Source organism: Candidatus Avelusimicrobium alvi, assembly GCF_958451995.1.
GTDB classification, from domain to species: Bacteria; Elusimicrobiota; Elusimicrobia; order Elusimicrobiales; family Elusimicrobiaceae; genus Avelusimicrobium; species Avelusimicrobium alvi.
The window spans coordinates 1-17357 of record NZ_CAUDSG010000031.1; the positions used below are offsets into that span (position 1 = coordinate 1).

Genomic DNA, 17357 nt, shown 5'->3' on the forward strand with positions numbered 1-17357 from the left:
AGGGCCTGGCAATATACGGTACTTTTAGATACTTGGGAGAGAAACATTCGGGGATGCAAAAGCTTTCGGGGAGCGGTTCTTTTTATCTGCACGGCCTGCAAGGCTCCCTTTCAGGGGGCGGTTCTCTATGCGGACACATCCGACTAATTGAGCCACACCGTTTAAGCTGTGTTGCCAAGCAACCGTATAAAAGGAGAAAAAACTGCCGGCCAATGCTCCTGAAATCCAGTTTTACGCGGCGAGTTTTACAACTCGCTACCCCGCTCAAACAAGTAAAAACGTTCTTCCGCCTTGAGGCGTTTTATAAACAGGGCTAAGACCTGCATAAAACGGCAAAACGGAGCGGAAGATTTTCCGCTCCGTATAGTATCCCTCTAAATTCGCCGGGCTTAGTCCGCTTTTTCCGGCACGTCCACAATTTTCGGCGCGCCCTCGTCGTCAATCACCAAATACTGCAGTTTGCGGTGCATTCCCACGTCCACCGGAATCACGTTGGCCGTGCGGTCCAGCACGATGCGATCCACCTGCGTGTGCCCCACCACCTGCACCAGCGGGCTTTTGGGGTACGAAGCAATCAAATCCTCCAAATCTTCCCAAAAAATACCGCCGAAACGGTCCGGCCCTTTGCGACTGATGCTGATGTTAAAAATCGGATGTTTGAAAAACTCGTGCTTGATGGATTCTTTAAAAATTAAATTGATAAGCGCGGCGATATTTCCGGCGTTGGCGTCGTCCAACTGCATCTGGAAAATCTTATACAGCTTGCGCGTTACGCCCGCGTGCGTGAACAGGAACCCTTTGTAGGCGTAAGCGGCCTTTAAATCGCCGTCCAACACCTGGCGGGTCAGCTTGTCGTGCATTACTTTGGCTTCTTCTTTGCTAAAGCCGGAAATCACAAAGTTAGACAGCAACGGCTCCAGCTCGTGGTTGCCCACCAGCCGCACGACTTCGCCCTGCCTCTCCCGCGCCTGTTTTTGGATGGAGTCCAGCAAATCATCCACTTTGCGCGAAAAAGGCCCCCTGTCAAAAATATCACCCATCTGCACCAAGCGGTTGTGGCCGCCGCACCAGTTGTTATGCTCGTCAATCAGCCCCGCATGGCGCAGGATTTTGACAAACGGTTCAAACTGGCCGTGCACATCCCCCACGACCACCACTTGTTTCGGGTTTTTCTGGCTTTGCATTGGTTTTGTACCTTATACAAATAATATAATAATAGTATACAAAAAACACGCGCCGCTACGGCTTGCGCTCCATTTTTATGAAGATACCATCCGCCGCTATGAAAAAGCTAAAACAAGCCGCCGGGGAAGAAAACGTCCTGACCGATGCCGTCTCCCTGTCGCTCTATGCTTACGATTGTTCGCTCTCCCGCACGCGGCCGGATGCGCTTATTAACGTCCCCAACCAAGAAGCCGTGGCCCCCATCCTGCGTATTTTACAGGAATATGCCGTCCCGTTCGTTCCGCGCGCCAGCGCGACGAACCACGCGGGAAGCTGTGCGGCCTTAAACGGCGGCGCGGTGCTTAACCTGACGCGGCTTAACCGGATTTTACAAATTAACACGCAGGAAGGATTTGCGGTTGTTGAACCGGGCGCCGTCGGCGGCGATTTGCAGGACGCACTCGCCCCGCTGGGCTTTTTCTACGCGCCGGATCCGGCCAGCGAACGCGTATGCACCTTGGGCGGCAACCTGGCCCAAAACGCCAGCGGCGCGCGCTGTATGAAATACGGCGGCACGATTGACCACGTGCTGGAGGCGGATTTTATCCTGCCGGACGGAGGACCCCTGCATTTTTCCCGCCGGGACGGCGGACCCGATTTTATCGGTCTGCTGGCCGGGAGCGAAGGCACGCTGGGCGTCATTACGCGGATGAAGGTGAAAATCCTGCCCGCGGCCAAACACATCAAGACATTTCTCGTTACGTTTCCATCGCTGGCGCACAGCGTGCAAACCGTCAGCGATTTGGCGGCCAAAGGCGTGATTCCGCGCTGCGTGGAAGCGATGGACCAAATCACCACGCGCGCCGTGGAAGAGTTTGCCCGCTCCGGCTACCCGACGGACGCCCAGGCCCTGCTTATTTTGGAGCTGGACGGCACGCCCGCGCAAATCGCTTCCGACGAAAAACAGCTGGAAGAAATCTGCCTAAAAAATCAGGCGCTTAAATTTATTCCGGCCAAAAACGAAGCCGAACGCCAAAAACTTTGGTTCGGCCGCCGCGCCGCCTACGCCGCGATGGCGCGCCTGGCGCCCAACGTAATGGTGGGCGACGGCACCGTCCCGCGCAGCGAACTGCCCCGCGCGCTGGCTAAAGTCCGCCGGATTTTAGACGATAACAACATTTACGCCAGCCTCCTTTTTCACGCGGGGGACGGCAACTTCCATCCGCAAATCGTGTTTGACGAGCGCAACAAGCCCGACGCGGTGCGCGTTACCCGCGCGCTTAAAGAAATTTTACAAGCCTGCGTGGACTGCGGCGGCACCATATCGGGCGAACACGGCGTAGGCGTGGAAAAACGCGCCGTAATGGCCTATCAGTACGATAAACCCACGCTTGATTTGTTTACCCGTATTAAACGCGCGGCGGACCCGAAAAACATCGCCAATCCGCTCAAGCTGATCCCGCTGGCCTATGCGGAAAAAGCGCGCCCCCAGCAGCCTCTTTCCGCCGCCGCACAACAACTGGCGGACGCCATCCGCACGCGCCGGGACGCCCGCGTGCCCTGCACGGTAACGGGCGCGAATACGCGGCTGAAAACGGCGGCGGAGCATCCGCTTTCGGCGCGGCCCCTTAACCAAATTTTGGATATTGATAAAACCAATTACACCGTTACCGCCGGGGCCGGCGTAACGCTGGCCGAACTCGCGCAGGCGCTGGAGAGCGAAAACGTATACAGTATTTTGCCCGAAAAAGGAAACGGCACGCTGGGGGGCGCGTTCGCCTCCGGCTGTCTGCCTGGTTTTTATCCGCATGTGCTGGGGGTGGAAGCCCTCCTGCCGGACGGGTCATACGTGCGCTACGGCGGGAAACTGATGAAAAACGCCGCCGGATATAATCTGGCGCGCCTGTTTGCGGGCTCGCAGGGCACGCTGGGCCTGGTTACACAGCTGACGTTTAAAATTTTTGCCAAGCCCGTGCCCAAAGCACCCGAACTGACGTTCCAGCCCGCGCCCGCCAACGCGCTGTGGCGCGCCGTCAAAGCGCAGCTGGACCCGGAAGATTTATTCCCCCCGCTTACAGGAGACGCCCGTGTCTGATTTTCGCCCGCTTGAGCTGGATCCGCTTCATCCCAAACGCCACCTGCGCACCCTGCACACGCCGTTCGGCCCGCGCGCGGTGTACGATTCCGCCTCATTCTGCACCCGCTGCGGCAGCTGCCAGCAGGCCTGCCCGACTTATGTTTTAACGGCAGAAGAAACCTTCTCTCCGCGCGGACGCAACCAGGCCGTACGCCTGGCGGCGGAAGGCAAATTAAATCCGGCGCAGAATAAAGAACTGTTATCCCGACTGGTTAATTCGTGCCTGCTGTGCGGCCGCTGTACGCAGGCCTGCGCCGGCAAAATCCCAACGGCCGAACATATGCTGGAACTGCGCCGCACCTTAAACGGGCGCGCGCTTCCCGCCCTGTTACACACCCTGCTTTCCTGGCGTTCCCGCCGACCGGGTTTATTCCGTTTTATGGTCCGCGCCGGGCTCGCACTGCGCCGCGCGGGTGCGGTGCGCCTGCTGCGCCTAATGGGGCTCACCCGGCTGCCCGGCCTGGCCTGGATAAATCACGCGGATGACATTCTTCCCGCGCGCACGCCGGCATTTGCAAAACGCCTCCGGCAAGCGAAAATTCCGGCCGCCCCGCAAGACCCCGCACTTATCTACCTGCCCTCGCTGGAAGCCGAATTTTTTATGCCGGACCTTGCGGCGTCCGTCCTCCAAACCGCCGCCCCAAAACGCGGCGCGCACATCTGGCAGAACACGCCGAGCGGCCTGTTTGAATACGTATACGGAAACGTACGCCAAAGCCGCCGGCTGGTTAAAAACCTCATCCGCCGCCGCGAGCAAACGGGCGGCGGCAAGCTCCCGCTGCTTACCGACAGCGTGGACGTATACCTGTTTCTGCGCCGCGCGCCCCAGCTGTTTGAGCGGTGGCCGCGCTGGCAGCAAAAAGCGCGCGAATTTGCCGAACACGTGCTTTTTATCACGGACTTTATGCCTAAAAAACCCGCGCGGGCGGCGGAAATCGCCTCTCCCGTGCGCCTGGATTATTCCGCCCTGTTCCGGCGCGAAGGCGAACCGTTTGCGGCCGCGCAGAAAACTTTAAAAACACTTTTCAAGAAAAATTTTGTAGAGTGTTTGTATAAAGACGCGGACACGCCCGCGTTTGGTTACGGTTTCGTACGGCACAATTTGGCGGAAAGGGTTTGCATGGACGCCGTACGGAGCATCGCCCGAACACAGACAGGGACTGTGTTTACATTGTCAGGGCTGTCTGCTTTGGAACTGGACTTTTGCCTAAAACAGTTTTATCCGTACGCCAAAGCAGATCACTTCGCACGCTTAAACGGGTGAACATATGCAATCATTCAGGCCGGAAAACGGCAAGCTGTCGGCCGAAGAAAAGCTGAACCTGCTGGTGGAGTTTGGCGCGCGCATTTCGTGTGAACTGCGCCTGGATAAGCTGTTAGACATCATTGCCCAGCAAATTACCAAAATGCTGGATGTCGGACGCTGCACCATTTACCTTAAAGACGTAGAAAAGAATGAACTCTGGTCCAAAATCGCCCAAGGGCGCGGACTGGAACACACCGAAATCCGCGTGCCGCTTAACGGCAGCGGCGTTATTTCCATCGTCGCCCGCACGGGCGAAACCATCAACCTTCCCAACGCATACGAAGACCCGCGCTTTTCCATGGACGTGGATATGGTAACCGATTTCCGCACCCATTCCATGCTGGCTATTCCCTTAAAAAACAATTCCGGCAAAGTGCTGGGCGTATTTCAGGTGGCAAATAAAGCCGACGCCACCGCTTTTGACAAAAAGGACGAAGGCATCCTGCTCCTGCTGGCCACGCTGGCGGGAAGCGCGATTGAAATCGCCAAACTGTATCAGGACGTGCACGTCGCCCAGCTGGAAACCATTTACCGCCTGGCCGTTACCGCCGAATACCGCGACCAGCAGGATACCCGCGCCCACTTAAAAAACATCAGCATCATTTCGTATCTGCTGGCGCTGGCGCTGGGAATGAACAAAAAAGATTCCGAACTGATCAAAAACGCCAGCCCCCTGCACGATATCGGCAAAGTGGCGCTGGCGGACAACATCCTCTTAAAACCCGGCAAGCTGACCCCGGAAGAGTTTGAAATTATGAAGTCCCACACCGTCTACGGCGGGCGTATTCTGGAAGGGGCGCACTCCAAGGTGCTTAAAATTGCGCACAAAATGGCCTGCTACCACCATGAAAAATGGAACGGGTCCGGCTACCCCAAAGGCCTGAAAGGAGAAGACATCCCGATAGAAGCCCGCATTATTACGGTGGCCGACGTGTTTGACGCGCTGTGCGTTTTCCGCGTGTACAAAAAAGCCTGGAAGACCGATGACGCCTACGCGTATATTTTGGGCGAGTCCGGCAAATCGTTTGACCCGCACGTGGTGGCGGCGTTTAAAAAAATCTATCCGTCCGTGCGCAAGCTCTACGCCAATATCTCCGTCAATCAGCCCCAGCCGCAGACAAGCGACGTGCCGGTAACGGACGAAAAGAAAAATTCTTAATTTAAAACCCCGGTTTTCCGCCGGGGTTTTTTGTCTGCCGCCGGAACCGCCGGAGCTATTCGCCCTCATAGTCTAAATATTCCTACATTTTCCCTTTTGGGCATATGCCACCGTTCATATCTCTATACCGCGGCCAAGGCCGCCAAAGCAGTCCGCCCAAATAGTCTAAACATCCCTACATTTTCCCTTTTGGGCGTACGCCACCGTCTATATTCCTATGCCGCGGCCAAGGCCGCCAAAGCCGTCCGCCCACACAGTCTGAATATCCCTACATTTTCCCTCTGGGCGTACGCCACCGTCCATATGCCTGTACCGCGGTCAAGGCCGCCAAAGCCGTCCGCCAGGACAAAATACTATAATATAGTGTCCTTTTGGCTTTCAACCTTAAGTACAATTTACACTGTGAGGTAATTGATGGAAAAAGAGACGATACTCATCGGCCTGTCGGGCGGGGTGGATTCCGCCGCCGCGGCCGTCATACTCAAGGAACAGGGGTACCGCGTCATCGGCGCGACCATGCTGGTGTGGGACCCTTCTCTTCCCGTACCGGAAGGCGCGTACCAAAAAAACGCGTGCCTTTCTCCCGAAAAAGAAGATTTAACGGAAATTGAACACATCGCGTCCAAACTCGGCATTGAGTTTTTAAAAGTGGACTGCCGCGAGCCGTACCGCGCGGCGGTGCTGGACAACTTCCGCCTGGAATACGCCTGCGGCCGCACGCCTAACCCGTGCGTGCTCTGCAACAGCCTGATTAAATTTGGCGTACTCCCCTCCGCCGCCGAGCGGCAGGGCGTGAAGTTTGATAAATTCGCCACCGGCCACTACGCCCGCGTGGAACAGGACCCGAAAACCGGCAAATACCTGCTAAAAAAAGCGAAAGATTTATCGCGCGACCAAAGCTATTTTCTGCATCGCCTGACGCAGAAACAGCTTTCCCGCGTACTCTTCCCGCTGGGGGAAATGACGAAACCCGAAATCCGCAAAATTGCGCGCCAGGCGGGTCTGGCCGTGGCCGAAAAAGAAGACAGCCAGGACTTTTACTGCGGCGATTACAACGACTTGCTGAACTTCCCCAACAAACCCGGGGACATTGTTACCTTGGACGGCAAGCCCGTTGCGCGGCACCAGGGCATTTGGGGCTACACGATAGGCAAACGCAAGGGCCTGGGCATCGGCGGATTTAAAGTGCCCATGTATGTGGTGCGGCTGGACGCCGAAAAAAACCAGGTCGTCATCGGCCCGAAAGAAGCGCTGTATTCCGCGCGCCTGCAGGCCGACCGCGCCAGCTGGGTGGCGGGCGAACCGCCCGCGCCGGAATTTACCTGCAAAATTAAAATCCGCAACCTGCATATGCCCGCCAAAGCGACGGTGCGCATATTGGACGGAGACGCCTTTGAAGCCGTGTTTGACGAGCCGCAGCTTTCCGTTACGGCCGGCCAGTCCGCCGTGCTCTACGACGGGGACACCGTGCTCGGCGGCGGAATGATTTGCTGACGTTTTACCGCACGCCATAAAAAAGCCCCGGGCCGTTTGGCCCGGGGCTTTTGGATATAAGCGGTTACATATTGTCGGAAGCACTCCAGCCTTGTCCGCGCAAACTTTCGCAAACGACGCGGCCGGCTTTAGTATAATAATCACAGGAGCGCATCCATTTACCCCCTCTGGAACGGTGGCCGGACATATCATAATCGCCCTTTAACTGTTCAGCAGTCCACGTGCACGTGCTCGTGCCGCAATACACGTCATAACTAAAATCTTTGGATTCACAGCGGTCATTATTGGTTTGGCAGCTTAAAGCGGCTTCAATATCAATATCCAGCTTTCCGCTGGCCACGCCGTTGCGTTTTCCCACCAGCTCCACCAACCCGGTAGAAGGATACCCTTCCTGCAGCACATACAAGTCGGCGGCTTTTTCGGCCGAAGCCATCAGCGACACCACTTCGCTGGCGCGCGCTTTTTCCACCGCCGCCGTATACTGGGGCAGCGCAATGCCCGATAAAATGCCGATAATCAGCACCACCACCAACAGCTCAATAAGCGTAAAACCTTTTTTCATAATTCTCCTTTGTATGTTGGATTCAACAGCAAAAAATACAGCCCTTACATTATTAATATCATACTTATTTATACCCAAAACGTAAATCCCCGCATGCATAAAATATGCCGCAAAAAACCGGGCTTTCAGCCCGGTTTTAACGGATGTTTAATTACATCAAATCACGCGGACCGCGCGTTAAGAAAACAATTCCTTAAAAAAGCTCTTCTTTCCGCCCGTCTCTTTCGCCAGTTCTTCCAGCAGTTCTTTTTGGCGGGCAGTCGGCTTTTTGGGCACTTCAATTTTCACGTTTACGAGCAAATCGCCGAACCCTTTTTTGCCCAGCTTCGGCATCCCGTTGCCCTGCATTTTAAGCACCGCGCCGAACTGCGTGCCTTTGGGGATGTCCATCTCCAGCTCTTTGCCTTCAATAGTGGGCACTTTAATGCTTCCCCCCAATACGGCCTGGGGATAGGTGATTTGCGCGTCAATCACCAAATCATCGCCCTGGCGTTTAAAAATTTTATGCTCTTTTACGTGCACTTCCACATATAAATCGCCAAAGCCGCCGCCGTTGGTGCCGATGTCTCCCCCGTTGGAAACGCGCAGCGTAACGCCGGAGCGCACCCCGGAGGGCACTTTGACGGTCAATTTTTCCTTCACGCGCTTGGTTCCGCTGCCGCGGCAGGACGTACACGGCTTTTCCACCACGGTGCCTTTGCCGCCGCAGTCCGGGCAGACCTGGCGCATGCTGAAAAATCCCTGCGCATACGTTACCGTACCCGTGCCATTGCATGAACGGCAGGTTTTGCGCGCACTGCCGGGGGCGGCGCCGCTGCCGTCGCACTCGGCGCAGTTGTCCAGGCGCGTATAATCCACCGGAACTTCCTTGCCGGAAAACGCTTCTTCCAGGGTAAGGGTAACGTCCAACTTTAAATCTTCGCCGCGCTGGGCGCGGGGCGCGCCGCGCCGGCCAGAGCCGAAGCCCCCGCCGAAAATATCTCCGAATACGGAGCCGAAAATATCGTTAATGTCGCCGAATCCGCCGGCGTTAAACCCGCCGAATCCGCCCGCGCCGGACACGCCTTCGTGCCCGTACTGGTCGTACATTTGTTTTTTGTGGGGGTCGGAAAGCACGGAAAACGCTTCGTTTACTTTTTTAAACTGTTCTTCGGCGTTTTTATCGCCGGGGCAGCGGTCCGGGTGGCACTTCATGGCCTGGCGGCGGAACGCGGATTTAATTTCCACCGCGGTGGCGGTGCGCTCAATGCCGAGGATTTGATAATAGTCTTCTTTCATTTTAGTGGGCATAGTCCTGAGGAATAACCTGTTCAAACAATCTCTTTTTTCTATTTTATTAAATTTGCGCGTCCCCTGCACGTTTGCGCCCGGTTTACCGCACCGGCAAGCGGCAATTATGCTATAATATATATACAAATTAAGGGAGAGCAACCCCTCCCGCCCGGCCATAAAAGGCAAGGGCGCGGGGTGTTGTCTCTTTATTTGGTATAATAAAACTATGTACGCAATCATTGAAACTGGTGGAAAACAGTACTGGGTAAAACCCGGTCAAGATCTGCAGGTTGAAAAACTGGACGCGGAAGCGGGAGCCAATGTAGAACTGAAAGTTCTCTGGGCCGCCAACGAAGAAGGTACCTCGGCAGATACCAAAGCCGGTAACACGGCTAAGGTCACCGCTCAAGTGGTTAAACATTTGAGAGGTCCCAAAATCCTCGTATTCAAAAAGAGACCGAAAAAAGGTTACGAAAGAACCATCGGCCACAGACAGGATTTGACGCAAATCAAAATCACGGATATCCAGTTAGCCTAATTGGGAGACTCTAAACTATGGCACATACAAAAGCACAAGGTTCCTCCTCCAACGGAAGAGACAGCCACGGCCAGCGTTTAGGCATTAAACGCTACGGCTCCCAGTTCGTCAACGCTGGGGAAATCATCGTCCGCCAACGCGGTACCAAATTCTTGCCCGGTACCAACGTCGCGAGAAGCAGCGATGACAGCCTTTTTGCCCGGGTCGCCGGCATTGTTACCTTTGAATGGGTAACCAGAGGCAAAAAGCAGATTTCCGTGTACCCGAAAGTTGCGGAAACGAAAGAAGCCAAAAAAGAGCCCGCTAAAAAAGCTGCCCCCAAGGCCGCCAAAAAGCCCGCCGCCGCCAAACCGGCCGCGAAAAAGGCTCCCGCCAAAGCCAAAAAGGCCGAAACGGACAAATAAAAGCTTCACGGTTTAAAAAAGCGGCAGGATTTTTCCTGCCGCTTTTTTTGTGATAACCCTTTTGCGGGCTGGACAAAAGTCCCCCGTTTGATACAATAGATATGAAGAAGGATGAATTGCACGTCAGTTTAGACGAATGGACCTATACCTGCACCAAACGGCCCGCGCGCGCCAAAGTAAAACGCGCCCGCGCGAAAGCCAAGCGCAGCCTGTCCAAAAAAATCCTGTCCCGCACGTTGGAGCAGGATGAACCAATTTGATTTATAAGGCCGGCGGCCTGCACCGTCCGGCCGGAGCCGTTACTTAAAGAGGAAATATTTTATGCAATCCGGAAGCTTTTTAGACCGTGTCAAAATTTACATCACCGCCGGCAAAGGCGGGGACGGCTGTCTGTCGTTCCGCCGCGAAAAATTCATTGAATTCGGCGGCCCCAACGGCGGCTGCGGCGGCAAAGGCGGGGACGTTATTTTAAGAACCGAACCGAACCTGACCACCCTCCTGGAGCTGGCCTACAACCCGCACATTGAAGCGCAAAACGGCGAAAAAGGCGGCACCTACAATAAAACGGGCCGCGCCGGAGAAGATAAAATCGTACTCGTGCCGTGCGGCACCATCGTTAAAAGTAGCGGCCACGTGCTTGCCGACTTAACCGAGCCCGGCCAGGAATTTACCGTAGCCAAAGGCGGAATGGGCGGACGCGGCAACCAGTCTTTCAAAACGCGCAACAATACGGCCCCGCACCTGGCCGAAAACGGCCAGCCCGGCGAAGAAATCACGCTTATTTTGGAGCTTAAAGTGCTGGCGGACCTGGGCCTGGTGGGGTTTCCCAACGCGGGCAAAAGCACGTTTTTAAGCCGCATTTCGGCCGCGCGGCCGCGCATTGCGGACTATCCGTTCACCACCCTAAACCCGAACCTGGGCATTACGCTTCACAAAGGGCTCAGCTTCGCCACGGCGGATATTCCCGGCATTATTGAAGGCGCCAGCGAAGGCAAGGGCCTGGGGTATCAGTTCTTAAAGCACATTGAACGCACCCGCGTGCTGCTGCACCTGGTGGACCCGGACGGTTTTGACGGTATGAGCGCCGAACAGTCGGTAAAAGTAATTGAAAAAGAGCTGAAGGCTTTTGACAAAAAACTGTTTGAAAAACCGCGCATCATCGTGATTAACAAGATGGACCTGCCGTCCGCACAAAAAGCGTACGAAACCATCAAAAAGAAATTTAAAAAACACCCGGTCATGCTGATGAGCGCCGCCACGGGCGAAGGCGTGAACCAGGTGCTGGACGAAGTGGTCAAAATTCTGGCCGCCACCCCGGTGGAACGCCCCGTAACAGAAGAAAAAACCGCGGTTACACACAAAGTGGAACCAATGTTCACCATCAGCCGCACCGAAGACGGCGCCGTGCACATTACGGGCAAAAAAGTGGAAGAATTCATCGCCATGACGAACTTCAGCCAGCCCGAAGCCGTGGCACGTCTGCGCGGTATCTTTAAGAAAATCGGCCTGGAGAAAGCCCTGCTTAAATACGGCGTGCAGGACGGCGACGCACTAGTAGTGGGCGGACGCGAGTTTGAATGGAATGGCAACTTTGACGACGAGGCCCCCAACGCGCCCGAACACGCCGGCTACAAACGCCGCGAAACCAAACAGGAGCGTTTGGCCAAACGCAAAGCCAGAAGAGAGGCGAAACTCAAATAAACGTTTCGGCAACAAAAAACCCCGGATGCCCGCAAAGGCTCCGGGGTTTTTATCCGTCAAAAAATTACTTCATCGTGTGGTGTTCATTTACCCAGTTTACCGCTTCCACCACGGGCGCGTAATTGCGGCGGGATTTGTTTACAAACGAAGGATAGGCGTCTTTAAAATCCAGTTTATAATAATCACTGCCCATCACGCTTTCCATAAACGAAGCAATCCCCCGGTTAAACACCGGGAACATAAAGTATTCTTCGGTCTTGGCGCCTTCCCGGATTTGGCCGCGGACAGACGTTAAATTGGCCGAAATAATGCCGATGAGTTCGCCCGTATTGGTCATCACGCCCGAGCCGCTCATCCCCTTGCGGATACCAAAATTATTCGTGTAAGCAAAGCCCAGCGCCTTGACGTAATGCACCGGGTACGGGTCGGGTTTGATTTCCCGTTTGCCGCCGAAAATGGAAATAACGGAGAGCTTGCGGTCTATTATATAATTGCCTTCGTCAAACAGCACGATGGGCGGAAAATCCGGGCTGACGATACGGCGGTACTGCCGGTTGGCCGCACGGTTCTGCTCCAAAAAAGCGGCAAATTCCTGCTTGCTGATACCCAAATTATAATTGCGTTTGCCCGCCGGGCGGCGGTAATAGGTTTGGGGGGCGCGGTCCAAATCCAGACGGATGAGCGCAAAATCGTCCTTCACCATTTTGTCTGCGGAAAACCCGGGGTGCACAAACACCGCGGGCTTTTTGGCCGTATGCGTAACGCGCGCCAGCGCGGAAACGGGATACTCCAGCAAATCCATTTGCACGGTACAGCCGTTTTTGCATTGTTCTTTTACGCAGTGCGCCGCCGTGGCAAACCAACGCCGGCCGATACGCGTGGCCTGACATTTGCCCGACTGGCCCGTCTGCTGTCCGGCGGGCAGCACGTAATACTCAAACGTATGGTAAAAATCTTCTTTATTTTTATGTTTGTCTTCGTCAGTAACCGAAATGACGCTCACCTGCGCCCACAGTGGCGCGGCGCACAAACACAAAAAAAGCAGGGTCCATTTTCGCATAGTCTTATTATAGCAGAAACACCAAACGGCAAGCGGCTACAGAAGCCCATCCGAAGCATACAGCCTGCCGGCTTCGCCTTGGCGGGAGCGCCTGCTCCGGCATGACATATCCCCTGAACCGGGCATAAAGCAGGCGCGGAGAAACGGATGTTTTTCCCAACCCTCTCCCGGGTGTTACTCCACCTCAAACGTTACGTTGATTTGTTTCGCGTTTTCCGTCTTGTGGAAAAACAACAGCGACATTAAATTATCAATACGTCCTTCCGTGTCGCCGTATTTGCTGAAATTAAAATTGTTGGGCACTTTAATCATGCTGGAACCGTGCAAGGTTCCGCCGGAAAAAGCTTTCACCGTCGCGTCGGCCAGGAAAATGCCTCCGTCCCACGACCAGCGCGCCACATACGTCAAATACGGCACGGACGCGTTTACCGGCGCGGAAACCACTTCCACGCGGTAGGCGTGGTTGGCAAGCCAGCTTTGCATATTGCTTAAAAAGCCTTCTTTCGTGGCGTCGTTTTGCACGATATAGACCACTCGTTCTTTTTCAAACAGCGGGGCGGCTTTGTCGCCGCGCACGTAATACTTGGCGCCGCCGCAGGCGGCCAGCCAGCAGGAAAGGAAAGACAGCAAGAGAACTTTTTTCATATATCATCCTTCGGATAAACTAACGGCCCGGGAAGGGCCGCTTGTATATCATAGTAAATTTTTGGCGGATGGGAAATCAGCGCGCGGGAAAAATCAGGCACGCGTCAAACCCGCTCAAAGGGCGGTAAGGGCTGGTGGCCGGCCAGGAAAGCAATGTGGGAAAAGCGGTTTTTGCACGCGCGCGCGCAAACGGCTGGTCCAGCATTACGGCCCCGAACGGCAAATCTTTGCCCAAATCTTTGGCCAGCAGCTGCAGCACAAACACCTGCGGAGACGACCGCGCCAGCGTAAACGGCGCGCGGTAATGTACGTGCATATTGCCCGTATAGATAAAAAAGACCGCCCCGGGTTCCCGCTGGCGGACGTCCTCAATAATTTTGCGCCAATGATCGTTGCGCTGTTTCATCCCGTAAACGGATTCCACCTGGCGGAACGACGGCGTAATCAGCTGCTGGTGGTTTCTAAAGTACCGCTCATCCTCCAGGCCGATTACATCAATACCGTTTTTAACGAATTTATCCAAAAATTTAAAGTCCGGGCTGACCCGGCGGTATTTAAGCGCCAGGGAACTGACCGGCAGGCCCGTTTTTTCGGAAAGCGGGAGCGTGCGGTCAAATACAAATTCCGTCAGCACGATAATCTTCCGCTCCGGATACGTCGCCCGGTACTGGAACACCAGCTCTTCAAACGCCTGGCGAAGCGCCGGGAAGCCGTGTTCCTCCCCCACGGCAATATATCTTGCTTTTTCCGGGATAAGCGCCGCATAGTTGACGGGAGCCTGCGGATAGGCCACTTGCAGGGAGCGGAGCATATCGTCCTTGCGCGCCCGCATAAGCGCCAAATCGCGCGCCGTTACGCTGAGCCACAAAGCGGCCATACGGTTATTGATGATGGTAAAACGGCTGTCTTCCGCCGTAGCGGGCCGGATGGATTTGGAACTCACCCCGGCCATACTCTGATACGGCAGGCGGGACTGGCCCGGCGGCACCAGCGAGTGGGAGGACTTCCAATACATCGCGGCGGAACGGTTCAGCTCGCGCGATAAAAGGACCTGCTGTTCAATGCTTTGCGCCGCGGCGGGCAGAACCGCCGGCGTTTGGACGGCCGGCTTGCCGAACACCCGCTGGAGCGCGCTGCGCCAAGCGGAAGGGCCCGGCCCCGCCGAAGCGGAAACGGAGCAGCACACCATTAGAAAAACGGGTAGAAAAGGGCGCATAGTAAGCTCTCTTTTCATTGTAACAAGAAGCCCTTATTTGCGCAAGGGGCGTTTGTATAGAAGGGTACAAAGGCGTGTCTGCATAGTTGCGCGTATATGCCAGCACCAGGGAAAACCCGCCAGCCGGCAAGCCTGTGGCATACTGTTACCGTGGCCTCTGACAAGGCACCGACAGAATCAGCAAGCGCCGCACGAAGGTCAAACCCCAAACAGCGGAGAGATATAAAACACAAAACCCCGCTCGTAAAAGCGGGGTTTTGTTTATGCAAAAGAGAACGACTATTTATGGGTAACGAATACGCCGGGACCCATCGTGGAGCTGAACGAAACGCTCTGAACGTATACACCTTTGGAGGTGCTCGGTTTCACGCGAAGGATAGTGTCCATAACGGCTTTTGCGTTTTCCGCCAGTTTGGCAGCGTCAAAAGAAGCTTTGCCAATCACGGCGTGCACAATACCATAAGCATCGGCTTTGAACTCAATGCGGCCCGCTTTCAAGGCTTTGATGGTGTTAGCCAAGTCAAAGGTAACGGTACCGCTTTTTGGGTTCGGCATCAAACCGCGCGGACCCAGAATTTTGGCCGCTTTGGCCAAGTCTTTCATGGTGTCCGGGGTGGCGACGAGCACGTCAAAGTCAATTTTGCCTTTCAGCACTTCTTCAACGATATCTTCGCATCCCACTTTGTCGGCGCCGGCTTTCTGCGCCTCGGAGGCGTGTTCGCCTTTGGCGATGACGGCGATGCGTTTGGTCTTGCCCGTACCGTGCGGCAGCGCGACGGTGGTGCGGACCTGCTGGTCGGCCTTTTTGGTATCAATGCCCAGTTTCACGTGGATTTCAACGGTTTCGTCAAATTTGGCTTTGGCGTTGTCTTTTACGATCTGGGCGCCTTCTTCCATCGTGTAAACTTTGGTCTTATCGTAAGCTTTTTGAGCTGCTTCCATTCTTTTTCCCATCTTTAATACTCCTTAGGTGATAACGGGCGTTGTCGCCCTCCCTCAAGTTTAAATTTATTTCACTACGTCCACGCCCATGCTGCGGCAGGTGCCTTTTACCATCTCGGCGGCCTGTTTGATGTCTTTCGTGTTCAAATCGGGCAGTTTCTGGGCCGCGATTTTTTCGCACTGGGCTTGGGTAATCTTGCCGACTTTGTCTTTGTGCGGGGCGCCGGAACCTTTCGCAAGGCCCAGCTCTTTCACAATGAGAACAGCCATAGGCGGCATTTTGGTAATAAAGGAGAAAGAGCGGTCTTCATATACCGTAATGATTACCGGGATCTTAATGCCTTTTTCCATTTTCGCCGTTTTGGCGTTGAATTGTTTGCAGAATTCCATGATGTTTACACCATGCTGGCCCAGGGCCGGACCTACGGGCGGAGCCGGGTTGGCCGCGCCAGCGGGAATCTGCAACTTGATGTAACCTTTAATTTTTTTCTCTTTTGCCATTTTGTCGTTACTCCGTATTTTTTACTGCTTTGCTGCGGTAAAATCTAGTTCTTTTCCACTTGCAGGAAGTCCACTTCCACAGGGGTGGCGCGGTCAAACACCGTTACCATCACCTTCAGTTTGTTCTTCTGCTCGTTGACTTCTTCCACCACGCCGATAAAGTGTTTAAACGGTCCTTCGGTAATGCGCACACTCTCGCCGCGTTCAAATTCCACTACGTGTTTGGGTTTGCCGGAGGTGTTGTCCGTCAATTCCACAATGCCGGCGATTTCTTCTTCCGGCAGCGGAACCGGGTTGGGATCACCCAAAAAGCCGGTTACGCCCGTAATGCTTTTAATAAACCAATACGCTTCGCTGGTCATATTCATTTGTACCAGCACGTAACCAGGGAAAAATTTCCGTTTGCGCAAAATTTTCTTGTTCTGTTTAACTTCCACCACTTCTTCGGTGGGAACCAGCACCTGAAAGACACGGTCCCCGAAGCCTTGGATGTCAATGTTAAGCAGAATTTTTTCTCTTACCTTGTCTTCGTGCCCCGTTTGGGTGTGCACGACGTACCAAGCTTTTTCCTCAGACATTAGCGACCCCCGACCACAAATCCCAGCACTTTGGTCAGACCAAAGTCAATGACGCCGACATACGCCGACACCAGCGCCACAACAATCGCAACCAGGATGGTGGACTGCACCACTTCCTGTCTGGAAAGCCAGGTGGATTTTCTCAGCTCGCCAACTGACTGCTTGAGAAAATTGATTGCTTTATTCATAGAAATATCCGTTTTCCTTGGTATAAAACCTGGCAGGAGCGGAAGGACTCGAACCTTCAGTCCCGGTTTTGGAGACCGGTGGTTTACCAGTTAACCGACGCTCCCACAAAAAATCTTAGGCTTTGCCTTCTTTGTGCTTGGTGCTCTTGCCGCATTTTTTGCAGAACTTGTTGAGCTCCAGCTTGTATTCTTTCTTTTTGCCGCGCACTTGATAATAGTTTTTGTTTTTGCAATCGGTGCAAATCAGCGCAATCGTTAATCTTTCAGTAGCCATCTTAAATATCCTTGAATATAAGAGGGAATCCCTCAAATTTTGCCGGTTCACGATATCTGCGGGGGCATTGTTACATGCCCCCGCAACAGTGAACTAAACAATTTTACTACTCAATAATTTTGGTAACAACGCCGGCGCCTACCGTATGACCGCCTTCGCGGATCGCGAAGCGCAAGCCTTCTTCCATAGCCACTGGCGTAATCAATTTCACTTCAA

The 17357-nt window shown here is 54.4% G+C and carries 20 protein-coding genes, 1 tRNA gene and 1 pseudogene; 9 read left to right on the forward strand and 13 right to left on the reverse strand.

Annotation, left to right across the window (positions count from 1 at the left end; translation table 11 throughout):
• Window positions 1–317 (forward strand): hypothetical protein (locus tag ACQY36_RS06300; RefSeq protein ID WP_428078390.1); only part of this gene is annotated, 317 nt, incomplete at its 5' end.
• Window positions 318–389: 72 nt separating this feature from the next.
• Here ACQY36_RS06300 and ACQY36_RS06305 read toward each other — a convergent pair.
• Complete coding sequence (locus ACQY36_RS06305; protein WP_428078392.1) at window positions 390–1184, reverse strand: metallophosphoesterase; 795 nt, start codon at window positions 1182–1184, stop codon at window positions 390–392.
• A gap of 98 nt (window positions 1185–1282) precedes the next feature.
• Here ACQY36_RS06305 and ACQY36_RS06310 point away from each other — a divergent pair, with 98 nt between their 5' ends.
• The 4 genes from ACQY36_RS06310 (at window position 1283) to mnmA (ending at window position 7260) form a co-directional block, all read left to right on the forward strand.
• Entirely contained in the window at window positions 1283–3259 is a 1977-nt protein-coding gene (locus tag ACQY36_RS06310; protein WP_428078394.1) for an FAD-binding oxidoreductase, read from the forward strand.
• Window positions 3252–4565 carry a 4Fe-4S dicluster domain-containing protein gene (locus tag ACQY36_RS06315; protein ID WP_428078396.1) on the forward strand — a complete coding sequence of 438 codons (1314 nt, stop codon included), beginning with the start codon at window positions 3252–3254 and terminating at the stop codon, window positions 4563–4565. Before ACQY36_RS06310 ends, ACQY36_RS06315 begins: the two co-directional genes overlap by 8 nt.
• A 4-nt stretch (window positions 4566–4569) precedes the next feature.
• A complete protein-coding gene (locus ACQY36_RS06320) occupies window positions 4570–5766 on the forward strand; it encodes an HD-GYP domain-containing protein (protein ID WP_428057649.1) in 1197 nt (398 codons plus the stop codon).
• A gap of 414 nt (window positions 5767–6180) precedes the next feature.
• Entirely contained in the window at window positions 6181–7260 is a 1080-nt protein-coding gene (mnmA, locus tag ACQY36_RS06325; RefSeq protein WP_428078398.1) for a tRNA 2-thiouridine(34) synthase MnmA, read from the forward strand.
• 64 nt (window positions 7261–7324) lie between these two features.
• Here mnmA and ACQY36_RS06330 read toward each other — a convergent pair whose 3' ends face one another.
• Window positions 7325–7822 carry a type IV pilin protein gene (locus ACQY36_RS06330; RefSeq protein ID WP_428071517.1) on the reverse strand — a complete coding sequence of 166 codons (498 nt, stop codon included), beginning with the start codon at window positions 7820–7822 and terminating at the stop codon, window positions 7325–7327.
• A gap of 177 nt (window positions 7823–7999) precedes the next feature.
• The gene (gene dnaJ / locus ACQY36_RS06335; protein WP_428071519.1) at window positions 8000–9112 is read right to left on the reverse strand and encodes a molecular chaperone DnaJ; all 1113 of its coding nucleotides are present in this window, start codon (window positions 9110–9112) and stop codon (window positions 8000–8002) included.
• A gap of 208 nt (window positions 9113–9320) precedes the next feature.
• On the opposite strand from dnaJ, the gene rplU reads away from it, so the two are divergent.
• The 4 genes from rplU (at window position 9321) to obgE (ending at window position 11737) form a co-directional block, all read left to right on the forward strand.
• Entirely contained in the window at window positions 9321–9632 is a 312-nt protein-coding gene (gene rplU / locus ACQY36_RS06340) for a 50S ribosomal protein L21 (RefSeq protein ID WP_428071521.1), read from the forward strand.
• 17 nt (window positions 9633–9649) lie between these two features.
• On the forward strand, window positions 9650–10036 hold the full coding sequence (rpmA, locus tag ACQY36_RS06345) for a 50S ribosomal protein L27 (RefSeq protein WP_428057641.1): 387 nt from the start codon (window positions 9650–9652) through the stop codon (window positions 10034–10036).
• 101 nt (window positions 10037–10137) lie between these two features.
• A complete protein-coding gene (locus ACQY36_RS06350; RefSeq protein ID WP_428078400.1) occupies window positions 10138–10296 on the forward strand; it encodes a hypothetical protein in 159 nt (52 codons plus the stop codon).
• A 61-nt stretch (window positions 10297–10357) separates the two neighbouring features.
• Window positions 10358–11737, forward strand: a complete 1380-nt coding sequence (gene obgE / locus ACQY36_RS06355; RefSeq protein WP_428078401.1) for a GTPase ObgE — start codon at window positions 10358–10360, stop codon at window positions 11735–11737.
• Window positions 11738–11801: 64 nt separating this feature from the next.
• On the opposite strand, the gene ACQY36_RS06360 is transcribed toward obgE, so the two are convergent.
• The 10 genes and pseudogenes from ACQY36_RS06360 to ACQY36_RS06405 form a co-directional block, all read right to left on the reverse strand.
• Window positions 11802–12797, reverse strand: coding sequence for a trypsin-like serine protease (locus ACQY36_RS06360; RefSeq protein WP_428078403.1), 996 nt, complete (start codon window positions 12795–12797; stop codon window positions 11802–11804).
• Window positions 12798–12971: 174 nt separating this feature from the next.
• On the reverse strand, window positions 12972–13442 hold the full coding sequence (locus ACQY36_RS06365; protein WP_428078405.1) for a hypothetical protein: 471 nt from the start codon (window positions 13440–13442) through the stop codon (window positions 12972–12974).
• A 76-nt stretch (window positions 13443–13518) separates the two neighbouring features.
• Window positions 13519–14658, reverse strand: a complete 1140-nt coding sequence (locus ACQY36_RS06370) for a hypothetical protein (RefSeq protein WP_428071528.1) — start codon at window positions 14656–14658, stop codon at window positions 13519–13521.
• A gap of 279 nt (window positions 14659–14937) precedes the next feature.
• Entirely contained in the window at window positions 14938–15612 is a 675-nt protein-coding gene (rplA, locus tag ACQY36_RS06375; protein ID WP_428057629.1) for a 50S ribosomal protein L1, read from the reverse strand.
• 54 nt (window positions 15613–15666) lie between these two features.
• Entirely contained in the window at window positions 15667–16101 is a 435-nt protein-coding gene (gene rplK / locus ACQY36_RS06380) for a 50S ribosomal protein L11 (RefSeq protein WP_428057627.1), read from the reverse strand.
• Window positions 16102–16145: 44 nt separating this feature from the next.
• Window positions 16146–16679, reverse strand: a complete 534-nt coding sequence (nusG, locus tag ACQY36_RS06385) for a transcription termination/antitermination protein NusG (protein ID WP_428057625.1) — start codon at window positions 16677–16679, stop codon at window positions 16146–16148.
• Window positions 16679–16867: a preprotein translocase subunit SecE gene (gene secE / locus ACQY36_RS06390; RefSeq protein WP_428057623.1), complete on the reverse strand. Its 189-nt coding sequence runs from the start codon at window positions 16865–16867 to the stop codon at window positions 16679–16681. Before secE ends, nusG begins: the two co-directional genes overlap by 1 nt.
• Before the next feature lie 30 nt (window positions 16868–16897).
• Window positions 16898–16972: transfer RNA gene (locus ACQY36_RS06395), tRNA-Trp, on the reverse strand.
• 10 nt (window positions 16973–16982) lie between these two features.
• Complete coding sequence (gene rpmG / locus ACQY36_RS06400) at window positions 16983–17141, reverse strand: 50S ribosomal protein L33 (protein WP_428057621.1); 159 nt, start codon at window positions 17139–17141, stop codon at window positions 16983–16985.
• Window positions 17142–17247: 106 nt separating this feature from the next.
• Window positions 17248–17357 (reverse strand): annotated as a pseudogene (locus tag ACQY36_RS06405) (elongation factor Tu); the annotation flags it as partial.

Bases quoted from the DNA above. Each gene is read 5' to 3' on its own strand.
- ACQY36_RS06305 (WP_428078392.1), bottom strand. From the start codon at position 1,184: ATGCAAAGCCAGAAAAACCCGAAACAAGTGGTGGTCGTGGGGGATGTG.
- ACQY36_RS06310 (WP_428078394.1), top strand. From the start codon at position 1,283: ATGAAAAAGCTAAAACAAGCCGCCGGGGAAGAAAACGTCCTGACCGAT.
- ACQY36_RS06320 (WP_428057649.1), top strand. From the start codon at position 4,570: ATGCAATCATTCAGGCCGGAAAACGGCAAGCTGTCGGCCGAAGAAAAG.
- mnmA (WP_428078398.1), top strand. From the start codon at position 6,181: ATGGAAAAAGAGACGATACTCATCGGCCTGTCGGGCGGGGTGGATTCC.
- ACQY36_RS06330 (WP_428071517.1), bottom strand. From the start codon at position 7,822: ATGAAAAAAGGTTTTACGCTTATTGAGCTGTTGGTGGTGGTGCTGATT.
- dnaJ (WP_428071519.1), bottom strand. From the start codon at position 9,112: ATGCCCACTAAAATGAAAGAAGACTATTATCAAATCCTCGGCATTGAG.
- rplU (WP_428071521.1), top strand. From the start codon at position 9,321: ATGTACGCAATCATTGAAACTGGTGGAAAACAGTACTGGGTAAAACCC.
- rpmA (WP_428057641.1), top strand. From the start codon at position 9,650: ATGGCACATACAAAAGCACAAGGTTCCTCCTCCAACGGAAGAGACAGC.
- ACQY36_RS06350 (WP_428078400.1), top strand. From the start codon at position 10,138: ATGAAGAAGGATGAATTGCACGTCAGTTTAGACGAATGGACCTATACC.
- obgE (WP_428078401.1), top strand. From the start codon at position 10,358: ATGCAATCCGGAAGCTTTTTAGACCGTGTCAAAATTTACATCACCGCC.
- ACQY36_RS06360 (WP_428078403.1), bottom strand. From the start codon at position 12,797: ATGCGAAAATGGACCCTGCTTTTTTTGTGTTTGTGCGCCGCGCCACTG.
- ACQY36_RS06365 (WP_428078405.1), bottom strand. From the start codon at position 13,442: ATGAAAAAAGTTCTCTTGCTGTCTTTCCTTTCCTGCTGGCTGGCCGCC.
- ACQY36_RS06370 (WP_428071528.1), bottom strand. From the start codon at position 14,658: ATGCGCCCTTTTCTACCCGTTTTTCTAATGGTGTGCTGCTCCGTTTCC.
- rplA (WP_428057629.1), bottom strand. From the start codon at position 15,612: ATGGGAAAAAGAATGGAAGCAGCTCAAAAAGCTTACGATAAGACCAAA.
- rplK (WP_428057627.1), bottom strand. From the start codon at position 16,101: ATGGCAAAAGAGAAAAAAATTAAAGGTTACATCAAGTTGCAGATTCCC.
- nusG (WP_428057625.1), bottom strand. From the start codon at position 16,679: ATGTCTGAGGAAAAAGCTTGGTACGTCGTGCACACCCAAACGGGGCAC.
- secE (WP_428057623.1), bottom strand. From the start codon at position 16,867: ATGAATAAAGCAATCAATTTTCTCAAGCAGTCAGTTGGCGAGCTGAGA.
- rpmG (WP_428057621.1), bottom strand. From the start codon at position 17,141: ATGGCTACTGAAAGATTAACGATTGCGCTGATTTGCACCGATTGCAAA.